The 20,193-nt window shown below is 28.4% G+C and carries 19 protein-coding genes and 1 pseudogene; 11 read left to right on the top strand and 9 right to left on the bottom strand.

Annotated features, from left to right (window positions below):
* Positions 1–11 precede the first annotated feature (11 nt).
* Positions 12–2,273, top strand: a complete 2,262-nt coding sequence (locus CRV03_RS00950; protein WP_129083266.1) for an EAL domain-containing protein — start codon at positions 12–14, stop codon at positions 2,271–2,273.
* A gap of 95 nt (positions 2,274–2,368) precedes the next feature.
* Positions 2,369–3,190 carry an SDR family NAD(P)-dependent oxidoreductase gene (locus tag CRV03_RS00945; protein ID WP_129083265.1) on the top strand — a complete coding sequence of 274 codons (822 nt, stop codon included), beginning with the start codon at positions 2,369–2,371 and terminating at the stop codon, positions 3,188–3,190.
* A 23-nt stretch (positions 3,191–3,213) separates the two neighbouring features.
* Here CRV03_RS00945 and CRV03_RS00940 read toward each other — a convergent pair whose 3' ends face one another.
* The 3 genes from CRV03_RS00940 to rsmD all read right to left on the bottom strand — a co-directional run bounded on the left by CRV03_RS00940 (position 3,214) and on the right by rsmD (position 6,420).
* On the bottom strand, positions 3,214–4,920 hold the full coding sequence (locus CRV03_RS00940) for a Na+/H+ antiporter NhaC family protein (RefSeq protein WP_258238961.1): 1,707 nt from the start codon (positions 4,918–4,920) through the stop codon (positions 3,214–3,216).
* A gap of 99 nt (positions 4,921–5,019) precedes the next feature.
* On the bottom strand, positions 5,020–5,820 hold the full coding sequence (locus CRV03_RS00935; RefSeq protein WP_129083263.1) for an ABC transporter permease: 801 nt from the start codon (positions 5,818–5,820) through the stop codon (positions 5,020–5,022).
* A 3-nt stretch (positions 5,821–5,823) separates the two neighbouring features.
* Positions 5,824–6,420, bottom strand: coding sequence for a 16S rRNA (guanine(966)-N(2))-methyltransferase RsmD (gene rsmD / locus CRV03_RS00930; protein WP_129083262.1), 597 nt, complete (start codon positions 6,418–6,420; stop codon positions 5,824–5,826).
* A 117-nt stretch (positions 6,421–6,537) separates the two neighbouring features.
* Between rsmD and CRV03_RS00925 the strand changes: the two genes are divergently transcribed.
* The 3 genes from CRV03_RS00925 to CRV03_RS00915 all read left to right on the top strand — a co-directional run bounded on the left by CRV03_RS00925 (position 6,538) and on the right by CRV03_RS00915 (position 8,362).
* The gene (locus tag CRV03_RS00925) at positions 6,538–7,107 is read left to right on the top strand and encodes a hypothetical protein (protein ID WP_129083261.1); all 570 of its coding nucleotides are present in this window, start codon (positions 6,538–6,540) and stop codon (positions 7,105–7,107) included.
* 71 nt (positions 7,108–7,178) lie between these two features.
* Positions 7,179–7,781, top strand: a complete 603-nt coding sequence (locus CRV03_RS00920) for a hypothetical protein (RefSeq protein ID WP_129083260.1) — start codon at positions 7,179–7,181, stop codon at positions 7,779–7,781.
* Between the two features lie 92 nt (positions 7,782–7,873).
* Complete coding sequence (locus CRV03_RS00915; RefSeq protein ID WP_164968589.1) at positions 7,874–8,362, top strand: DUF2062 domain-containing protein; 489 nt, start codon at positions 7,874–7,876, stop codon at positions 8,360–8,362.
* A gap of 18 nt (positions 8,363–8,380) precedes the next feature.
* On the opposite strand, the gene rny is transcribed toward CRV03_RS00915, so the two are convergent.
* Together rny and CRV03_RS00905 are read right to left on the bottom strand one after the other, a co-directional pair.
* Positions 8,381–9,925, bottom strand: a complete 1,545-nt coding sequence (rny, locus tag CRV03_RS00910) for a ribonuclease Y (RefSeq protein ID WP_129083258.1) — start codon at positions 9,923–9,925, stop codon at positions 8,381–8,383.
* 9 nt (positions 9,926–9,934) lie between these two features.
* Positions 9,935–10,471, bottom strand: coding sequence for a 5-formyltetrahydrofolate cyclo-ligase (locus CRV03_RS00905; protein WP_129083257.1), 537 nt, complete (start codon positions 10,469–10,471; stop codon positions 9,935–9,937).
* 59 nt (positions 10,472–10,530) lie between these two features.
* Between CRV03_RS00905 and CRV03_RS00900 the strand changes: the two genes are divergently transcribed.
* The 6 genes from CRV03_RS00900 to CRV03_RS00875 all read left to right on the top strand — a co-directional run bounded on the left by CRV03_RS00900 (position 10,531) and on the right by CRV03_RS00875 (position 15,903).
* A complete protein-coding gene (locus CRV03_RS00900) occupies positions 10,531–11,082 on the top strand; it encodes a TlpA disulfide reductase family protein (protein WP_129083256.1) in 552 nt (183 codons plus the stop codon).
* A 3-nt stretch (positions 11,083–11,085) separates the two neighbouring features.
* Complete coding sequence (gene ftsY, locus CRV03_RS00895; RefSeq protein WP_129083255.1) at positions 11,086–12,135, top strand: signal recognition particle-docking protein FtsY; 1,050 nt, start codon at positions 11,086–11,088, stop codon at positions 12,133–12,135.
* A 25-nt stretch (positions 12,136–12,160) separates the two neighbouring features.
* Positions 12,161–13,051, top strand: coding sequence for a cache domain-containing protein (locus CRV03_RS00890; protein WP_129083254.1), 891 nt, complete (start codon positions 12,161–12,163; stop codon positions 13,049–13,051).
* Positions 13,048–13,713 (top strand): response regulator transcription factor, encoded by a 666-nt coding sequence (locus CRV03_RS00885; RefSeq protein ID WP_129083253.1) that lies wholly within the window; start codon positions 13,048–13,050, stop codon positions 13,711–13,713. The genes CRV03_RS00890 and CRV03_RS00885 overlap by 4 nt, the downstream gene beginning before the upstream one ends.
* A complete protein-coding gene (locus tag CRV03_RS00880; protein ID WP_129083252.1) occupies positions 13,697–14,833 on the top strand; it encodes a HAMP domain-containing sensor histidine kinase in 1,137 nt (378 codons plus the stop codon). Before CRV03_RS00885 ends, CRV03_RS00880 begins: the two co-directional genes overlap by 17 nt.
* 80 nt (positions 14,834–14,913) lie before the next feature.
* Positions 14,914–15,903 (top strand): c-type cytochrome, encoded by a 990-nt coding sequence (locus tag CRV03_RS00875; protein WP_129083251.1) that lies wholly within the window; start codon positions 14,914–14,916, stop codon positions 15,901–15,903.
* A gap of 32 nt (positions 15,904–15,935) precedes the next feature.
* Here the strand turns inward: CRV03_RS00875 and CRV03_RS00870 are convergent, their stop codons facing one another.
* The 4 genes and pseudogenes from CRV03_RS00870 to CRV03_RS00855 form a co-directional block, all read right to left on the bottom strand.
* Positions 15,936–16,349 (bottom strand): PACE efflux transporter, encoded by a 414-nt coding sequence (locus tag CRV03_RS00870; RefSeq protein WP_129083250.1) that lies wholly within the window; start codon positions 16,347–16,349, stop codon positions 15,936–15,938.
* A gap of 9 nt (positions 16,350–16,358) precedes the next feature.
* Positions 16,359–16,916 carry a YqiA/YcfP family alpha/beta fold hydrolase gene (locus CRV03_RS00865; RefSeq protein WP_129083249.1) on the bottom strand — a complete coding sequence of 186 codons (558 nt, stop codon included), beginning with the start codon at positions 16,914–16,916 and terminating at the stop codon, positions 16,359–16,361.
* Positions 16,913–18,040 carry a DUF3095 domain-containing protein gene (locus tag CRV03_RS00860; protein ID WP_129083248.1) on the bottom strand — a complete coding sequence of 376 codons (1,128 nt, stop codon included), beginning with the start codon at positions 18,038–18,040 and terminating at the stop codon, positions 16,913–16,915. The genes CRV03_RS00865 and CRV03_RS00860 overlap by 4 nt, the downstream gene beginning before the upstream one ends.
* Before the next feature lie 84 nt (positions 18,041–18,124).
* Positions 18,125–19,915, bottom strand: a pseudogene (locus tag CRV03_RS00855) (methyl-accepting chemotaxis protein); the annotation flags it as partial.
* Positions 19,916–20,193: the final 278 nt, after the last annotated feature.

Here is a 20,193-nt window from a genome sequence, read left to right as displayed (position 1 = left end):
AGGACCACCTTATGGCTATCTTGAAAAAAAATATATGGTCACTATTTTATTTCCTAATTATAATAGGTCTAGCTATTTTAATCACTTCAATATACAGTACATCAAAACATATAGAAAATGAGTATATTCAAAAACAAAAAGCTCTTTTAAAAACAAGCAGTGCTGCTATTTATTCAACTTTTATACAACAAGAGATGTTACTAGATATATTAGGGGAACAATTAACACAAAATGAAAACTATAAGTCTTTAGATAAATCAAGAAAGATTTTAGATAACCTTTTAATCCTTGACTCCCCTATTGCTGCATTTGGTTTAGCAAAAGCAAACGGAGAATTATATGTTACAAGTAGCAATCTAAAAGATATTAAAAAACTACCAAACTTATTAGAAAAAAAAGAGACAAAAGAGTCTTTCAAATATGCTTTAGACAAAGACTATATGGTAATTGGAAGGACTTATTATCATAAAGTTTTAGAATCTCTAGTAATACCAATAAGAAAAGCTATAAAAGATAAAAGTGGAAACACAATTGCGGTTATGACAGCAGGAATAAATGTAAATAAAGCATTTAATACAATTCCTAAATCAACACTTGTCTTTAGAGAACTAGACTACTACAATCAAATAACTGAAATCAGAGATGATAGTAAGCTAGAAGTATATAATTTCCCTATTCCAAAAGAAAATATTGAGCTTATAAAAAGAAGTGTAGAAAAGAAATACAAAACTTCAATTGAAGAAATAAAAAATGAAGAAAGAGCTATTTCAATCAACCTAGTTAGACATCACCAAAAAAGTGAAGTCTTATCTACTTTAAAATATATAAAAAGATATAAACTGTGGATAGTAAATCAAAATAAAATGGAAAACTTCTATAAGGATATTATTGAAGAGTCGATTATATTTGCCGTTACTTTTTTTGTTTTAATGCTTGTTCTATACTACTTATTTAGAATAATTGATAACTTTGAAAAACAAAAACAAAAAGCCTTATATCATCAAGCTACCCATGATTACTTGACAAACTTGCATAATAGATTATACCTATCAAATATCTTTGAAAAAGACTTCAAAGCCTACAAAAACAAAAGTTTTAGTCTTCTATTTATTGATATGGACAACTTTAAAAGTATAAATGACAACTATGGACATAACTATGGGGATGAAGTACTAAAAAAAATATCCCAAAGACTACAAAGCTTCAAAAAACCAAAAGATGTGTTAGTTAGGTATAGTGGAGATGAATTTATTCTTATTGTATTTGAGACAAAGAAAGATAAAATAAAAAAACTAGCAAGTGACATTATCCAAAGAGTTTCAGAGCCCTACCCAATTGACCATTACCAGTTTATTTTAGGAGCAAGTATTGGTATATCTCAATACCCAATCGATGGAAAAAACTTTGATGAAATAAAAAGATATGCAGATATAGCTATGTATGAGGCAAAAAAAGAGAAAAATACTTACTGTATCTTTGAAGATTCTATCAAGCATAAATATCTAAAATCATCCCTGATTGAACATGAACTAAAAACTGCCGTTGAAAATAGTGAAATCTATATGGCATACCAACCACAAATAGATAAAAAAGGTGAACTTTATGGAGTAGAAGCTTTAGTTAGGTGGGAAAATGAAAAACTTGGCTTTGTTCCACCTGACCAATTTATAAAAATAGCAGAAGCAAGTGGACTAATGTCAAAACTTGGAGAGCATATTATCAAAACTTCTTTAAGTGATATCCAAACTATTCAAAAACAGATAAATAAAAAATTTCAGTTATCTATAAATATCTCTGTAAAACAGTTTATGGAACCAAACTTTTATGAAAACCTTTTTGCAATAGTTGAAAAAATCAATTTTGATAGACTTAAAATCACCCTTGAAGTTACAGAAAATGTATTTATCGAAGACTTAGATTTTATCATCAACCTATTAAATAAGATAAAAAAACAAAATGTAAAAATCTCTTTAGATGATTTTGGTACAGGATACTCTTCACTAAGCCTTCTTAAAAAGCTTCCCGTAGATGAACTAAAGATTGATAAAAGCTTTATTGATGATATTCTTTTTGATAAATCCTCTGAAAGTATGGTAGAAAGTATTATCTCTATTGGAAAAAACTTTGATATGCTAATTGTTGCAGAAGGTATTGAGTCAAAAGAACAAGAACAAAAACTTACAAATTTAGATTGTGACTTATTCCAAGGATACTTATACTCAAAACCACTAAAAAAAGAGGACTTATTAGCATATATTAAAAACTATCACTAAAATTAAGGCTACATTTGAAAGTAGCCTTTTTCTTTCATTTACTAAAAATCACTTTTTGATATAATGCCTCTTTAAAACTAAAAATTGGACAATAAATGCAAAATATTTTTATAACAGGATGTTCCACTGGAATAGGATTTCAAACAGCACTTACTTTAAAAGAAAACGGCTACAAAGTTTATGCAAGTGCTAGAAAAAAAGAAGATGTACAAAAACTAAAAGAGCTAGGCTTTGATGCACTAAAAGTAGATGTGACTATCAAAGAAGATATTACAAAAGCTTTAGAATATATTTTAGAAAAAGATAAAAAACTAGATGCTATCTTTAACAATGCTGGATATGGACAACCAGGAGCTGTTGAAGATATCACAACTGAAACATTAAAAGAACAGTTTGAAACAAACCTTTTTGGACTACATGAAGCTACTATCCAAGCTATGAAAATCTTTAGAAAACAAGGCTTCGGAAAGGTTATTCAGCACTCTTCTGTATTGGGAATTATTTCACTAAAATTTAGAGGTGCATACAATGCTTCTAAATATGCTATTGAAGGACTTGCTGATACTATGAGACAAGAAGTTAGTGATAATAATATTTATATCTCTACAATAAACACAGGACCTGTAACTTCAAAGTTTAGAGAAAATGCTCTTAAAAAGTTTAATCAAAATGTAGATATAGAAAATAGCTTCTTTACTCCTACATATAAAAAAGAGTTAAAAGATAGGCTTGAAAATGATAAAGATACAACACCTTTTAATCTTCCAGCAACTTCAGTTGCAAATGTTGTATTAAAAATTATGCAGACACAAAAACCAAAACCAAGATATTATGTTACAAAGGCTACTTATATTTTAGGTTTTGCAAAAAGAGTATTAAGTACAAGCTTACTTGATAAGCTTTTAAATAGAATATAAAAAAGAGGTTTCCCTCTTTTTTATTAGTTGTTCATATAAGGTTTTCCGTAGAATCTTATTACTAAATAAATGATTGCTAATCCAAGAGGAAGCAATACATAAACAGACACACCAAATGCTGCTGGTAAATATCCACAAACAATCGCTACAAAACCTACAAATAACGCATATGGTAACTGCGTAGAGATGTGGTCCATATGATTACAAGAAGATGCCATAGATGATAAAATAGATGTATCAGAGATTGGAGAACAATGGTCTCCAAAAATAGCACCTGTTAATACAGCCCCTACATTTAATACAATATAACTGTGTAAATCAGTTCCCTCTAGTCCAGTATGAATTCCAATTGCACTTGCTAATGGAATAGTTAAAGGCATTAAAATACCCATTGTTCCATATGAAGTTCCAGTTGAGAAAGAGATAATAGAACCAAGTACAAAAATAATAGTTGGTAAAATAAACTGTGGAGTAGAATCAGATAACATTGTTACAAGATACTGTGCAGTTCCTAGTTCTTTCATAACAGCAGATAAAGACCAAGCAAGGATTAAAATTACAGCTGTAATTACAAGTGCTTTTGCCCCATAAACCCAAGTTTCAATTGCTTCATGTAAAGAGAATACTTTTTGTTGTAATCCCATACCAATAGCAACTAAAGAAGCTAATAATGCTGCCTCAAAAATAACAATAGATGCATCAGCTGCACCAAAAGCTTCTCTAATTGAAGCAAAAGAGTATGGATCAGCTTGAACAGCTTTTAAAGTATCACCTTCTAATCCACTTACACCATTGATATAAAAACCAACAATTGCAACTACGATTAAAACTGCAATTGGAATAATTGCATTGAAAATCGAGTATTTAACTCCCTCTTTTGGCATCATGAAAGAGTTTTCTTGATTCATAAGTGTTGAGTCAGTTTTTGGATTTGTTACTTCACCTTTTTCATAAGCTCTTTTAGCTGCTGTATGCATAGGACCAAACTCTCTTAATGATAATGCAGATATAAATACAAATGCTAACATTAAGATGTTATAGAATCTATAAGGAAGAGTTTCAACAAAAACAGCGAAAGCATTTACTTCAGGTTGACCAATTGTTTCATAAGCATCTTTGATTAAAGAAAGCTCATATCCAACCCAAGTTGAAATTAATGCTAATCCTGCAATAGGAGCAGCAGTAGAGTCAATAATAAATGCTAATTTTTCTCTAGCAATTTTTAATTTATCAGTTACTGGTCTCATTATTGGACCTACAACTAAAGAGTTTGCATAATCATCGAAGAAGATAAAAAATCCCATTACCCAAGTATAAAACTGTGCTGTTGCAGGAGTTTTAGCTTTTTCAGCTAGTTTTTCAGCAATTGCTCTTGGACCACCCATTTTAGTAATAACAGCAATCATACCACCAATAGTAAGTACTTGCATGATAATACCTGCATTCCAAGAATCTGCCATAGAACCAACCATTTTTCCAGACATATCAACAAATGCATTAAAGAAACTTGCAAAGATATTTGCACCACCAATATTTACCATAAATGTTCCAGTAAATATACCCATAAAAAGTGAGAAGATAACATTTCTAGTAACAAAGGCTAAAACAATTGCAACCAACGGTGGAAGCAGTGTTAAAGCACCATAAGTCACAGCATTATCTTTTCCTTCAGCAAAGAGAGCTATCGGTAAAATAGCTAATATTAATAATGATTTTATAGTACTACTCAAAGTAATCCTTTAGTAAAAAAGTCGGGAATTATAGCATTAATTATTTGAAAGTTACAAAAAAGTTTCAGAAAATATTACAATAATCTACAAAAAAGTATTTTATGTACTTTGTATCTCTTTTGTATTAAATTTTTGTTGTAAGTAATCAGATATTTGCATTAAACAAAAAGTTATTAAAAATATCATAAGTCCAGGAAAGAAACTAACCCACCAAGCAATATCCATAACAGCTTTTCCATCACTAAGTAAACTACCCCAAGACATTTGTGGAGGATTTACACCAAGTCCTAAAAAAGATAGTCCTGACTCAGCTAAAATTGCACCACCTACTCCAAAAGTAAAGGAAATAAGAAAAATAGGTGCTAAAAGTGGAGCAAAATATTTAAATATGATTTTTGTCTTAGGTACATTTGCAAGTTTCAAAATCTTGATAAAAGGTTGATTTCCTATTGCAAAACTCTCACTTCTAATAAGTCTTGCCATTCCCATCCAGCCAGTTATTGAAATAACTATTACTAAAACTAAAATAGAAGCTTGAATATAAGCAACCAATGCAAGAAGTAAAAAGAAAGTTGGAAAAGTTAGAAAAAGGTCTATTAGAATAATTATTGCCTTATCAACTTTACCTTTAAAAAATGCAGCATTTATACCAATAAAAAGTCCTATAAGTGAAGCAATACTTGCACTTAAAAAACCTATTATAAGTGAAGTTTGTCCACCTTGTAAAACCCTTGCAAAAATATCTCTTCCTAATCTATCTGTTCCCATAATATGTTCAAAAGAAGGAGCAAGTAGTATTTTTGAAGGGTTTAATTCATAAGCAGATACAGTGTAAAAAAATGGCAGAAAAAATACCAATAAAACTAATGATACTAGTAATCCAAATGCCACCTTTGCCATAATCTAAGCTTCACTACTTTCAAAATAAGATAAAGAGCTTTTACCAAACTTCTTAGTTCTTTGAAGAGTAAATTTACCTAAAGTCTCTGGAATTTCAAGAGTTGAGACATGCTCAATTACTATTAAATAAATATTTTCATTTACAATATTTCTAATCATATCAAAAGATTTTTCATAAATCTCTTCCATTCCATCTCTGTAATCAAAGGGAGGGTCAACATATAATACAATCTCATCTTCACTGTTTTTTAGACTATCTAAAATAGCAGGAGTTTGAGAAAATGTATCTCCAAAAAAAGTTTGACACTTTTGAGGTTCTACTGCTTTACAATTGTTTGTTAAGCATCTATATGAATTTTTATCAAGTTCTACAAAATAAGCCTTCTTAGCATCTCTACTAATGGCTTCAAGTCCAATACTTCCACTTCCTGCGAAGCTTTCAACAAATACTTTATCGATAATATCAAATTGTAAAACATTAAAAAGTGACTCTTTTAATCTTGCCTTAGAACTTCTTGTAACATCAAGTGAAGGTAGTTCTAATACTTTTCCTTTATATTTTCCTGCAATAATTTTTGTAGTTGGTTTATTGTTTTTCATAATACTCTTATTTTTAAAATTTTTTTTGTATTATAGTAAAAGTTAATTAAGCATTTGTTTTATTATGTTTTTAATATTAATTTTATTATAATAATCTATATTATTTAAGGAAATATTATGATTGTAGTACCTGCAACACAAAATAACTATTATTTTACTAACAATGAATCTAAAAAAGAAACTTCAACTGAAAATAGTATCTTTAAAGATGAACTTTCAAATACACAATCAAAAGAAGAAGAAATAAAACCACTAAAAGTTGAAAAATCAACAAGAGAACTTGTAGAAGATATTATTTCACTATTAAAAACTGGTTTCACAAAAGATGAACTTGAAATGATTGAAAAGTTAAAAGAAGCTATTCTTGAAAAAATAAAAGAAGAGCAAGAAAATGGAACTGGTGATGTAAAAGCTATTGAAAACTTACTAGATGAACTTGAAAAAATGATTGCCGAGTTTAAAAAGTCTGTAAATGGCTCTGATATAAAAGATGCAGATGAAATTAAAGAAGAGAAAGATAATTTAGGTAAAGGTAGTGAATTATCAGGGGCTCTTAAAGAATCAATTCTAAAATTAGAAGAGTTATCAGCTGAAATAGTAGAACTTAAAAAACTAAAAAAAGATGATACTCAACATATCAATACTCAAGAAGAACTACTTTTAATACAAGAGCTAAAAAAAGCATAAAATACCTTACTGTTAAACTTAGGTTTAACTTCTAATAATATAATTCCAAAAAATATTTTTTTGGAGTTATAATGAAAAAGAAAAAAAAGCTTTCCACCATATTTAGAAATTGGCATAGAGACTTAGGTTATTTAGTTATTGGTATAACAATTGTTTATTCAATTTCAGGGATTATTCTTTCAGTTAGAGATTTACACCTTTTTGAAAAAGAGTATATTTTAAATGCAACTATTGAAAAGAATATTCAAGAAAAAGAGTTACAAAGTGAAATAATTCTTGCTTTTAGTGAAAATGAACAAAAGAAAAACCTTCCTGCTCATATTATTAAAAAATCTGTATTAAATAAATTTGAACTACTAGAAAACAACAATGAATTTATCAAATATCAAATCTCAAGAAAAAAAGATATGAAGTTTATTACTTACTATAAAAATTCTGGAGAAATTATATATTCAATTAGTGGCTACCCTACTTTTATAAATAGTTTAGTAAAAGCTCACAAATCATCAAGTCAAGATAAATGGTCATATTTAGCACTTGCATATTCTGTAATCTTACTATTTCTTGCTATTTCTGCAATTTTTATGGTTAAAGGAAAGTATGGTTTCAAAGAAAGAGGCATATATTTAACACTATTTGGAATAGCCCTTGTAGTACTGTTTTTATACCTTTAATTTATATAAAGCTAGGGTTTTAATAGTTTATATAATGTAAAAAATACAATTACTTTGATAAAATTCACCAAATATTATAATTAAGGATTTCTTTGCCAAGAAAGAAATTAAAAAAAGTACTTCCTACACACGAAAAAATAAAAGAACAAAAATTCTTAAAAATATTTGGTAATTTTTTACATAAAAGAGAATTATGGAGTCTATCTAGAAGAAAAGTTGTAGGTGGAGTTTTAATAGGTATTTTTGTAGCTTGCTTACCAATGCCCTTGCAAATGGTATTATCAACTTTTTTAGCTATCTATTTTAGTGTAAACTTGCCTATTAGTTTTGCTCTTATATTTATTAGTAATCCCTTTACAATGCCACCACTTTTCTATTTTGAATATAAACTTGGAAATTTAATTTTAGGAAATACAAACCCTGTAGAGTTTAACTTTGATTCTATGTATGATAATTTTGAACAAATTGCTTTATCCCTTTGGACAGGAGCTTTAGTTCTTGGAGTATTTTCAAGTATTATTTGTGCAATATTTGTAAACTATTTTTGGATTATGAGTGTTAAAAAACAAAGAAAGAAATAGAAAAGAGTAAACTCTTTCCTATCTTGCGTAAGAAGAAGCTCTAAGCTCTCTAATTACATTTACTTTTATTTCTCCAGGATATTGAACTTTTTCTTCAATCTCTTGTGCTATTTCAGTTGCAAGTAAAATTGCTTCATCATCATTTACTAACTCAGCTTTTACTATAACTCTTACTTCACGTCCAGCATTAATTGCATAAGCATTAATAACACCTGTTTTAGAAGTAGAGATATTTTCAACCTCTTCTACTCTTTTTAAGAAGCTTTCTAATACTTCTCTTCTAGCACCTGGTCTAGCTGCACTTAGCGCATCAGCAGCACATACAGCAGCAGATTCTACATTGATAGGTTCTTCATGTCCATGGTGAGCATAAATACCATTAATAACTGTATCTGGTTCATCATATCTTCTACAGATTTCAGCACCTAAATCAACATGACTACCTGGCATGTCATGTGTTAAAGCTTTTCCAATATCATGTAAAAGTCCAGCACGTCTTGCTAAAATTGCATCTCCACCCATTTGTGCAGCTACTAATCCAGCTAAATTTGCAACTTCTAATGTATGCTTTAATGCATTTTGACCATAAGAAGCTCTATATCTTAGTCTTCCCACAAGTTTGATAAGCTCTGGATGCATTGATTTAATTCCAAGCTCCATTACTACATCTTCACCCTCTTTTAGGATGTTATTATCAAACTCTGTTTTTACTTTATTATAAATCTCTTCGATTCTTGCAGGTTGAATTCTTCCATCTTCTAATAACTCTTCAATAGTTTTTGTAGCAATTGCTCTTCTATAAAGGTTAAAAGATGAAATAGTAATTGTATTTGGTGTATCATCAATAATAATATCAACACCTAATAACATTTCAAGGGCTTTAATATTTCGCCCTTCTTTACCAATAATCTTTCCTTTTGTTTCTTCATCATTAATAGGGATATTATTGATAAGCCTTTCAGCTGCAAACTCACCTGCATATCTTGTAACAGCTTGTGAGAACATATTGTTAATCTCATCTTTACTGTTTTGCTCTGCAAGTTTATATCTTTTTCTAAAAATAGAAGCAATTTCAGCCCTGCTGTCTTCTTTTACTTTTTCAAGCATAAGTTCTTTTGCTTCATCAACAGTTAAACCAGAAGCATTTTCTAAAACTTTAATAGCTTTAGTAATTTTTTCATCATAAGTTTTTTGTTGTCTTTTTAGACCATCTTTAATAGTTGTGATCTTCTCATTTTTCTCAACTATTTCAGCCTTTTGCTCTTTTATAGCTTTAAGCTCACTCTCTAAATGATGATTTAACTCTTTCTCTTTTCTTTCAATCTGAGAAAGCATATCGTCATACTCTCTTTTAGCAGCTTTGAACTCTCTATCATAATCTCTTTTTGCCTTAATTTGGGCATCCTTTAAGATTACTTTAGCCTCGTGTTCAATAACTTTAGCTTTTGCCTTTGCTTGTTCAATATAAATATCAAATTTTGCTTTATTTATTTTTTTTACTACGAATATCGTAATCGCAACACTAATAATTGCAACTACAATACCTACTACTACTAATTCCATATCAAAACCTTAATTTGTAATTACAAAATCAGCTTGAATATCGTATTTATTACTTAGTGTTTTATTCGCTTTACAAAGTGTTAGTTGAGTAAAAACAATAGTAGGTTTATAATCTAACCTATAAAAAAATCTGTCATACATTCCTTTACCAAAACCAATTCTTTTCCACTCTTTATCCATTCCCACAACTGGGACAATGGCTAAATCTATTTTTGGATGAACACAAAAAGAGTTATTTGGTTCCCTAATACCAAACCTCTTTCTTTGTAATGGCAATCTATACTTTACTAATTTAAAACTGTCCTTGTACATGAAAGGAACAAAAACATTAATTTGTTTCTTTCTTAACTTATTAATCAAAGGAAGTACATTTACTTCCATATCCATTGGAATATATAACAATATATTTTTGAAATTATATAATTCTATAAATTTTTCTAATTTCTCTACTGTCTTTTTATCTTTATATAACTTTAAAAAGCGGCTTGAAAACTCTAATCTTTTAATACATGATTTTCTGAAATCACTTTTGTGATTTTCTTTCATATTTAAGCCTTACTTGGGTAAAATTCTTACCTTAAATATTCTACCAATAAGGAATTAAAATGCAGTTTAAAAAAATAGCATTTTTAATAATTTCTGTTACACTTTTGTTTACTGGTTGTGGTTCAAAAGATGAAAAAAAAGAAATTATAAAAGAAAAGCAAACAAAATTTACACTACAAACGAATGATTTAAATAGTTTAAACATTGACGTAAAAGATAAACAAGTTTCAATACAAGAGTTACAAGGTAAAGCTGTTTTATTAAACTTTTGGGCTACTTGGTGTCCTCCATGTAGAGCTGAAATTCCGCACTTAAATAATTTAAAGAAGAAGTATAAAGGGCAACTTGAAATCGTTGGTTTTAACTTAGGAAAGAAAGATGGTACTTTATTAAGCCAAGAAGAATTAAATAGATTTATTGAAGAGTATGAAATAGGATATCCTATTACAAACAGTGAAGATAACTTCAAAATTGCAAACTTAGTTGGTCCAGTACAGAGTATTCCTACAATGTTTCTAATCGACCCAAGTGGTAAAGTAGTACAAAAATATGTTGGTGTAGTTCCAGAAGAGATGATGGAATTAGATATTGATAATGCACTTGGAAAATAGTTAATGTTTAGTTTTTTTAAAAAGAAAAAAGAAGAAGAAAAAGTTGAAGAAGAAGTAGTTCTTCAAGAACAAGAAAAGGAAACTCCTTTAGAAGAAAACCCTAAAGAAGTTATTGAAGAAAAAGTTGAAGAAGTAAAAGAAGAAGCTAAAGAAAAGCCAAAAGAAGAGACTTCATCAAAAGGTTTCTTTAGTAAAGCCTTATCAAAAACATTTGAAAATATCAAATCAGTTGTTCCTCAAAGAAAAGAGAAAATTGCCTTTGAAGATATTGAAGAGATGTTAATCGAAGCTGATATGGAATACGAAATCATTGAAAAAGCAATGGATGGTCTTCCTGAAGAGATTACAAGAAAACAGTTAAGACACAGACTTGTAATGCTTTTTGAACATGCACCAGATGTTGACCTTTCAAATCTTCCTAAACCCTTTGTTAGACTTATCATTGGAGTTAATGGAGCAGGAAAAACAACAACTATCGCAAAACTTGCTAATAGGGCTAAAAATGAAGGAAAATCAGTTATCTTAGGAGCAGGAGATACATTTAGGGCTGCTGCTATTGAACAACTTGCAACTTGGGCACAAAAAATTGATGTTCCAATTATCAAAACAAAACAAGGTCACGATGCTAGTGCAGTTGCATATGATACTATTTCATCTGCTGTTGCAAAAGATATTGATAATGTTATTATTGATACAGCTGGACGTCTTCAAACACAAACTAACTTAAGTAATGAGCTTAAGAAGATTGTAAAAGTATGTGGTAAAGCACAAGAAGGTGCTCCTCACCAAAAACTTATGATTTTAGATGGAACGCAAGGTAATACTGCAATTGCACAAGCAAAAGCCTTTAATGAAATGGTTGGTGTTGATGGAATTATTGTAACAAAACTTGATGGTACTGCAAAAGGTGGTGCACTATTCTCAATCTCAAATCAATTAGAACTTCCAATTTTCTACGTAGGAGTTGGAGAAAAACAAAATGACTTAATCGAGTTCAGCCCAGATGATTTTGTAGACTCTTTATTAGATGAGATCTACACTACTGAACAATAATTAATACTCTTTAAAGAGGTGAACCTTGAGAGCTTTAAACTCAAAACCTAACAAGTATTTATTTATAATACTTTTTATCACCTCTTTTTTTATTATCTTAATCTTTTATTTTCTAAACAATATAAACAATAGTAATAATCTTTTAAATAATCTTGAAAACTCTTTAACAACTACAAAAAACCTTTTTGAAGAACAAAAAAGATATGCCCTATCTTTGGCTATTTTATTATCAGAAGATAAAGAGATAATAAATAGTTTTCAAAGCCAAAATAGAGAAGAGAGTTTTGAAGTTGTAAATAGAAAAATAAAAAGTTTAAAACAGCTACAAGATAGTAATTTTGAAGTACAAATCCATAATGAAAACCTAACTACATATTTAAGAAGTTGGGATATAGATATAAAAGATGTTCCACTAGCCTCATTTAGGCAAGGTTTAGTAAAAGTAAAAGAGCTAAAACAACCAATTGTTTCAATTGAACTAGGAAAAAGACTTAATATAAAAGCAATCTCACCTATTATAGAAAACAATAAATATATTGGTTCAATTGAGGCAATAATTAACTTTGAGTATTTAAGTAAAGAACTAAAGAAAAAAGGCTATAAACTATTTGTTTTATTAAATAAAAAATATTTAAATATTGCAAATGAACTTAAAAATAATGATGAAATAGCAAACTATGTTTTAGTAAATAATACAAATATTAACTACCTAGAAGAGTTAAATCTTGATAGCCTAAAAGATTATGGATATATATCAAATAAGAATTTCTCTTTTGCATATTTTTCTTATTATGATTTACAAAACAATCATTTAGGATATATTTTAACTGGAATAAAAAACAACAAACACATAAATATCAACAATAGTTTTGACTATGAAACTGTGAATATTAACTCTGAGGTGAAGATAAGATGAGACTTTTATTACTTGAAGATGATTTAGATTATAGACAAAGTATCAAAGAGTATTTAGAGTCTTTAAACTACCATATTGATGACTTTGAAGATGGAGAAGAAGCATTAAGTGCAATCCATGAGAACAAATACCACCTTCTAATTCTTGATATTAGAGTTCCTACTTTAAGTGGATATGAACTAGTTAAAACAATAAGAGAAAATGGTGACAATACACCTGTTATTTATATAACTTCTTTAACAGACATAAATAATCTAAGCTTAGGATATGAGCTTGGTTGTAATGATTATATTAAAAAACCTTTTTCACCAAAAGAGTTAAAATATAGAATTGAACAACTTATAAAACTTTTTTATACAAATGAGACAAAAGAACAGATAAAACTAAAACCAGACTTCACCTATGACATTTTAAAAAAAGAGCTAAGAAGAAATAGTGAAGTTATAAACCTTACAAAAAAAGAGAGTGATGTAGTTTTTTGTTTAGTTTCAAACAAAAATCAATACATAAGTATAGAAACTCTTCGAAGTGAAGTATGGGATGATAAATATATTTGTGAAGCTGATATTAGGGTTTGTATTAAAAAAATTAGAGATAAAACCTCTAAAGAGTTTATTGTTAACCAAAGAGGTATAGGATATAAAATTGATAGAGAAGAGTAAAAACTTTATATTAAAAATATCTCTTTTTTATACTGCGATATTCTTTATCTTTATTGCTATTCCCACATATTTTTATACAAACTTAGAACTTGAAAGTTATAAAAACAATCAAAATAGAGTTCTTATTGAGTATGCTCAAAAAGTACAAAGAACTATCTATGACTTTTCAAACTCAAAAAGTGATACTTTTATTTTTCCAAAATCTTTTAAATATGAAGCAACTTTATTAACAGATAAAAAACAAATTATTTACAAAACAAGAAATCTAAACTTAGATGAAAACTCAAAGCTTTTAAGTCTAGAAGTTGAATTATCAAGTAATAGATTAAAGGCAAAATATCTAAAGGTTTCAAAAAAAATTTCCTATGAAGAGGTTTATTTAAAAATACTTATCTTATCTATATGTATTGGTCTTTTTATATTTATCTCTATTTATTTAATCATTAAAGCAAGTATTGAACCATATAAAAAAGCAAATGAATATTTAGATGCTTTTTTTAATGATGCAATGCATGAACTTAAAACACCCCTTGGAATTATCCAGCTAAATTTAGAGATGTTAGAAAGTAAAGAAGAGAACAAGAGTTCAAAAGAACTTCAAAGGTCAATAAATGCAACAAAAAATCTATTTTTAGTATATGAAGATATTGAATACTTAATAAAAGAAAAAACAGTTAAATACAATAAAGAGCAAATAGACTTTTCATATCTTTTAAAACAAAGAGTAGACCAATTTGAAAGTATAGCAAATCCTAAAAATATAAATTTAAAATTAAATATAGAAGATAACTTAACACTTTTAATAAATAGAACACATTTATTAAGAATAATAGATAACACTCTTTCAAATGCTATTAAGTATTCATTTAATGACACAGATATAACTATTAACTTATTTAAAGAAAATGAACAAATAGTATTTAGTGTAAGAAACTTTGCACCACCTATAAAAAACAAGAAAAATATCTTTGATAGATACCAAAAAGAGAACCATATAAAGGGAGGTTTTGGTATTGGACTAAATATTGTAAAAAATATTTGTAAAATAAATAATATAGATATTTTCTTAGAATCTACAAAAGAAGATGGAACAATTTTTAAATACAATTTCTTTAATTAAACTTAAACTATATTATTAAAAGTAAACATAAAAGTAACTTTATATTTGTACAATTATGCAGATTTAAAAAGGAGTTACTTATGAAACTTAACAACAAAAAACTTATTCTTGTTTCAACACTGATTGCAACACTGTTTTCTTCAAATGCTTTAGCTTTTGATAAAAAAGAGTTACAAAAAAGAAGTGATAGAGGTTTTGAAAAACCAAAGATGGAATACAAAGTTCCAGATATAGACAAACTACCAGACAATGATTATGGTAAGTTAGTAAGATATGGTAAAGAGCTTATTGTTCATACATATAAATATATTGGACCTGAAGTAGAAGATATGAGTATGAGATTTGCTGGAAATAATAACTCATGTCAAAACTGCCACTTAGATGCTGGTACAAAAAAATATTCAGCTCCTTTTATTGGAACTTATGGTGAGTTTCCACAATATAGACCAAGAGAGGATGGAATTGGTACTTTAACTGCTAGAATCAATGGTTGTATGCAAAGAAGTATGAATGGTTACCCTCTTCCTGCTGAAGGTAAAGAGATGAAAGCTATGAAAGCTTATATGCACTTCCTAAGTCAAGGTTATCCTGTAGGTGGAGCTAAAGTTGATGGAAGAAGACTTACTAAAGTAGATAGAAAAATGGTTAAAACAACTAAAGCAGATGTAGAAAATGGTAAAAAAGTTTATACAAAACACTGTGCTTCTTGTCATGGTGCAGATGGTTTAGGTGTTAAAAATGAAGGTTTAGCAAATGGTTATATGTTCCCTGCATTATGGGGTACAGATGATACATATAATAAAGGTGCAGGAATGTATAGAATCCTAAAAGCAGCAGACTTTATTAAAGCAAATATGCCATTAGGTGCAACAAAAGAGAACCCAATCTTAACAGATAAAGAGTCTTATGATGTAGCAGCATATATGAACCAAGATAGTCACTATAGACCTGAGAAAATCAACAGAACTTCAGATTTCCCAGATGATGTTGTAAAAGCTCCAGATGTTTATAGACCAAATATGGAAAACTTTGACCATAAATTTGGACCATATGGAAAAATTATAAAATAAATACTCCAAAAGAGTTAAGAAGTTTTAACTTCTTAACTACTTTTGATAAAAACTAATCTAACTCTATCGTAGATATAATTATAAATAACAGTAAATACTAAAACAAATGCTACAAAACCTATATCTAAAATAAATGCTTCAATAATCCCTATCTTCAAAGAATAAGCAATTACAGGAATTGTAGGGAACAATAATCCAAACTCAAAAAGAATTGCATGGATACATCTTGTTTTAAAACTTCTATCTTCCCTTGGTCCAGTAACAAACTTATCAAAAATCCAGTTATAAATAAAGTTCCATATCACAGCTATTGCTGTAAGAGAAATAGTTAAAGTAAAAACTGTTGTAATATTATCTTTTGTAATAAGTTTGAGAATAAGAGTAAAAATTATAACTAACAAAATCTCAAACAGTATAGAGTGAATCAACCTCTCTTTAAAACTCATATTATTATTCTAACTATCTAAAAAAGAATATATCTTTCTAAAATAACTCTCTATATTTTCAAAAGAGTGATCTCCACCCTCTTCTATTACAAGTTCTGACTCTGATAATTTTTCAGCTGCTTCACTATAATCTAATACTTCATCTTCTGTTTGTAATAAAGTCATAAAATTTTCTTGTGATTGAACTTCTTGAACTTCTAAACCTTTTAGTGTTTGGATATGTTCATTTGTTACTTCAAAAGAAGAACCATCATAATAGTTCATTGTTATACCAACTTTATCTAAAGTTTTGTATGGATAGATTGCTGGATTAATTAATACAGCTTTTAAATCATATTTATTAGCTAAATATATTGAATAATATCCACCTAAAGAAGAACCTACTAAACCTACAGTTTCATCTTTTTCTAATAATATTTCTATTAACTGCTCTAAAGTATCAATTGCAAGTTTTGGAATATGAGATAATGATGGAGCAATTAACTCTTCTTCAAAATACTCTCTAAATAAAGATGCTTTTCCTCCTTGTCCACTACTTGCAAAGCCATGGATATAAATAATTGTCATTTTTGTTCTCCTAATTTTAACTGTTTAGCTGCTAATGCATAACCACCATTTGAACCATCTACAAAGTGTACATGTTTTCCATGTCTTTCAAAGATTAAGCAAGTCATCAAAGATGAGTCAGATTTATGTATTCCATAAACTAGCTTTTTCTTTTCCTGCTCTTTTTGTAAATACTCTTCTAAAAGTTTTGTTTGCTTAAAACTTGTAGAAACTACCATTCTTAGCATATCATCAAACTTTTCATTATCTGTTGTGGAAACTATTCTTTGTTTGTATCTTCCCCACTTATCAATATCAAATCTCATTAAAAGTTTTCCAATAAGATTTAGTAACTTCAACTTTTGTCTTATTAAGAACTTACCTAAAAAACTTTGTGAAAATAACGAAGCTTCAATATCAAGATTTTTATCTTGAAAACTTAAAATCAAGCTCTCTTTTAAAATAGGGTTTCTTTTTTCATTAGAACCTAAAATCTCATCAAGTTTTTCTAAAACCGTATCATATAAACTTTCATCAAAAGCTTTAATTAAAATTGTTAAATTTTCATCTTTGGGTGTTTTTATAGCTTCCCATCTACACTCTAAGCCAGATATATCTAAAACAAATTTTTCATCTTTTTTATCTTTTATATAAAAATCTTCATTTTGCTTAAGAAGTTTATCACTTAAATCTAAACCTCCGCCTTTTATTATTGATTGATAATAATCCTTTGAAACTTCATATTTTGCAATATATAAACTTTTTTCTAGTTCATATATCTTTTTTACAGGAACAACACCTACTCTTAAATCTAAACCATAAGAAGTTTTTGCTAAATCTTTTACAGCTAAAAGTGCTTGCTTTGATTCGTCTAATAAAGATTTTGGAATAAGTAAAAAAGAGCCATCTCCACCAAAAATATAAGGAATATCAAGGTTCTCTCTTAAATTTAATATTGAGATAATAGTTAAGGCTCCAACCATGTTTATCTGCTTATATTTACCTTCTTGAATCTGTTTTGTTGAGTTTGTTACATCACTTACGAGAACATACCAAGAATCAGGGAGTTTTTTATAAACAGAAGTGTCGGAGATTTTAGAAAAATCTTTTAGTAGTTTTAAATCTTTGTAAAAGTTATCATTCATAATTTACTTCTTTTAATTAATATAATATTTTACAAGAATATCAATTATAAAGAAGTATCAAAAGAAAAGGAAAGCCCTTTTCTTTTAGAATTTAGATCGTCTAACTTCTTCTACAACTTCAGTTGCCATTTGTTTAACATTTTTAACAACATCATTTGTTTCAGAAGCAATCTCTGCATTCTCTTGTGTAGTTTTATCAAGTTGTGAAACTGCACTATTAATTTGCTCAATTCCAAGCATTTGCTCTTTTGAGTTAGTTGTAACGGTGTCAACAATACTTGTTGTATTTAAAATATTGCTGTTAAGTTGCTCATAACCTTCGTACATAGATTGAACAATTTTTCTTCCATCGTTTGTACTTGCAGTTGCACTTTCAACTAAATCTTTAATCTCTTTAGCTGCTTCAGCCGACCTATTTGCTAAGTTTCTTACTTCACCTGCAACAACTGCAAAGCCTTTTCCTGCTTCACCAGCAGTAGCAGCTTCAACAGCTGCATTAAGTGAAAGAATATTTGTTTGGAAAGCGATTTGATCAATAATAGTAATTGATTCAATAATAGCTTCAACTTGTGAGTTAATAGACTCCATAGAAGAACTAGTTTGTTTAGATAACTCTTTACCTTTATTTACTTCATTTCTTAGAGAAACTGAGTTTGCTGATAACTCATTTATATTATTTGTATTTTCTCTCATAGTTTGAGTAATCTCTTCTAAGGCTGCTGCACTCTCTTCTAAAGAAGCCGCTTGTTGATTTGCACTTACTGTTAATCTCTCCATATTTGAAGTTAGATTATCAGAACTACTATTTAACATATTTGCTGTATCTAGATTCTCTTGTAACATATGTGAAATCTCTTTACCAAGATTGTCAACTCCACTCATAAGTGAACATAACTGCCCTTTACATGATAAAGAAGTTTGCTTAGTAAAGTCTCTTTTTTCATATGCTTTTAATACATCAATTGTATGAGAAATTGTACTATTTAAACTTGCAATCATTTCATTTAAATTGTTTGTTAACTCACTTATTACTGTATTTGAAGTTTTTGCCTCAACTCTTTTTGTTAACATTCCAGCACTAACTTCACTTACGATTCTTGAAACATCTTCAATTACTCTTTCATCTTGTTTGATTGTTTCTCTAATCTTTTTGATGTTTTCATTGATTTTTACAGTCATTTTTCCTATTTCATCTTTCGTTGTAACTTCTATAAGTTCAACATCATCTTTCTCTTTATTTAAGAATGATAAAAATGATAATAGTCCTCTTTCAAACGTCTCTAGAGGGTCAACAATAGAGATTTTTGAAATATACGAAACAACTGCAATTAAAATAAGCACAATTACAATGATAATACTAACAAGAGTATAAATTAAAGAGTTTACATCATCATCAATTCCCTTTTCTATTCTTGCAATCTTCTTTTCAATGTCATCTACGTAAATACCTGTAACAATAGTCCAATTTAATTCTTCAATATATTTAGAAAATGCCATTTTCTTTAGTACTTCATCAGTCTTTGGCTTTTTATAATAGTATTCAACAAATTTGGAATCATCTTTACCTGTGTCAATTAAAGCTTTTCTAAATGCAAAACCTTTAATATCTGGTTTCATTACATCTGTTTTTTTACCGTTTAATTCAGGCTTTGTTCCATGAAAACCAAAATAGTAATCATTACCAATTTTTTCATAAGCAAAAAAGTACCCACTACCATTTAAAAATCTAGCTTTTGAAATAACATCAATAACTTTTGCTTTTGCCTCTTCTTTATCTGTAGAGTTCTTTACAATAGAATCAATTATTGTATATGCAGTCAATATTTGATTCTTTAATAGTTCTTTCTTTTCCCCAACAATAGAACTATCAAACTCTTGAATTGTCTTACCACTATTCTTATACGTTAAGTTAATAGTAATAACAGTGGTAATTAATATTGCTATTGTTACTGGAAGAATAACTAGCGCCATCAATTTCAACTTAATACTTTTAAACATCATCACTCCTTCTTATACGTAACATAATATAAACAAATTTTTTAAAAGTAAATAAATTTTTACTTAATTTTTCAATAATAATTTGATTTATAAGCTTGCAAAAAATTACTATTATGTTACATATTTATTTTAATAACAATTTTGTTTAATTAATA

Origin of the sequence: Arcobacter sp. F155 (genome assembly GCF_004116455.1) — a bacterium.
In the GTDB taxonomy this organism is placed as follows: Bacteria; Campylobacterota; Campylobacteria; order Campylobacterales; family Arcobacteraceae; genus Halarcobacter.
The sequence above is the reverse complement of the archived record's forward strand: the minus strand, read 5'-3'. Positions and strand labels throughout refer to the sequence as shown.

Coding starts and splice junctions, on each gene's coding strand:
- CRV03_RS00950 (WP_129083266.1), top strand. CDS start 12: ATGGCTATCTTGAAAAAAAATATATGGTCACTATTTTATTTCCTAATT.
- CRV03_RS00945 (WP_129083265.1), top strand. CDS start 2,369: ATGCAAAATATTTTTATAACAGGATGTTCCACTGGAATAGGATTTCAA.
- CRV03_RS00935 (WP_129083263.1), bottom strand. CDS start 5,820: ATGGCAAAGGTGGCATTTGGATTACTAGTATCATTAGTTTTATTGGTA.
- rsmD (WP_129083262.1), bottom strand. CDS start 6,420: ATGAAAAACAATAAACCAACTACAAAAATTATTGCAGGAAAATATAAA.
- CRV03_RS00925 (WP_129083261.1), top strand. CDS start 6,538: ATGATTGTAGTACCTGCAACACAAAATAACTATTATTTTACTAACAAT.
- CRV03_RS00920 (WP_129083260.1), top strand. CDS start 7,179: ATGAAAAAGAAAAAAAAGCTTTCCACCATATTTAGAAATTGGCATAGA.
- rny (WP_129083258.1), bottom strand. CDS start 9,925: ATGGAATTAGTAGTAGTAGGTATTGTAGTTGCAATTATTAGTGTTGCG.
- CRV03_RS00905 (WP_129083257.1), bottom strand. CDS start 10,471: ATGAAAGAAAATCACAAAAGTGATTTCAGAAAATCATGTATTAAAAGA.
- CRV03_RS00900 (WP_129083256.1), top strand. CDS start 10,531: ATGCAGTTTAAAAAAATAGCATTTTTAATAATTTCTGTTACACTTTTG.
- ftsY (WP_129083255.1), top strand. CDS start 11,086: ATGTTTAGTTTTTTTAAAAAGAAAAAAGAAGAAGAAAAAGTTGAAGAA.
- CRV03_RS00885 (WP_129083253.1), top strand. CDS start 13,048: ATGAGACTTTTATTACTTGAAGATGATTTAGATTATAGACAAAGTATC.
- CRV03_RS00875 (WP_129083251.1), top strand. CDS start 14,914: ATGAAACTTAACAACAAAAAACTTATTCTTGTTTCAACACTGATTGCA.
- CRV03_RS00870 (WP_129083250.1), bottom strand. CDS start 16,349: ATGAGTTTTAAAGAGAGGTTGATTCACTCTATACTGTTTGAGATTTTG.
- CRV03_RS00865 (WP_129083249.1), bottom strand. CDS start 16,916: ATGACAATTATTTATATCCATGGCTTTGCAAGTAGTGGACAAGGAGGA.
- CRV03_RS00860 (WP_129083248.1), bottom strand. CDS start 18,040: ATGAATGATAACTTTTACAAAGATTTAAAACTACTAAAAGATTTTTCT.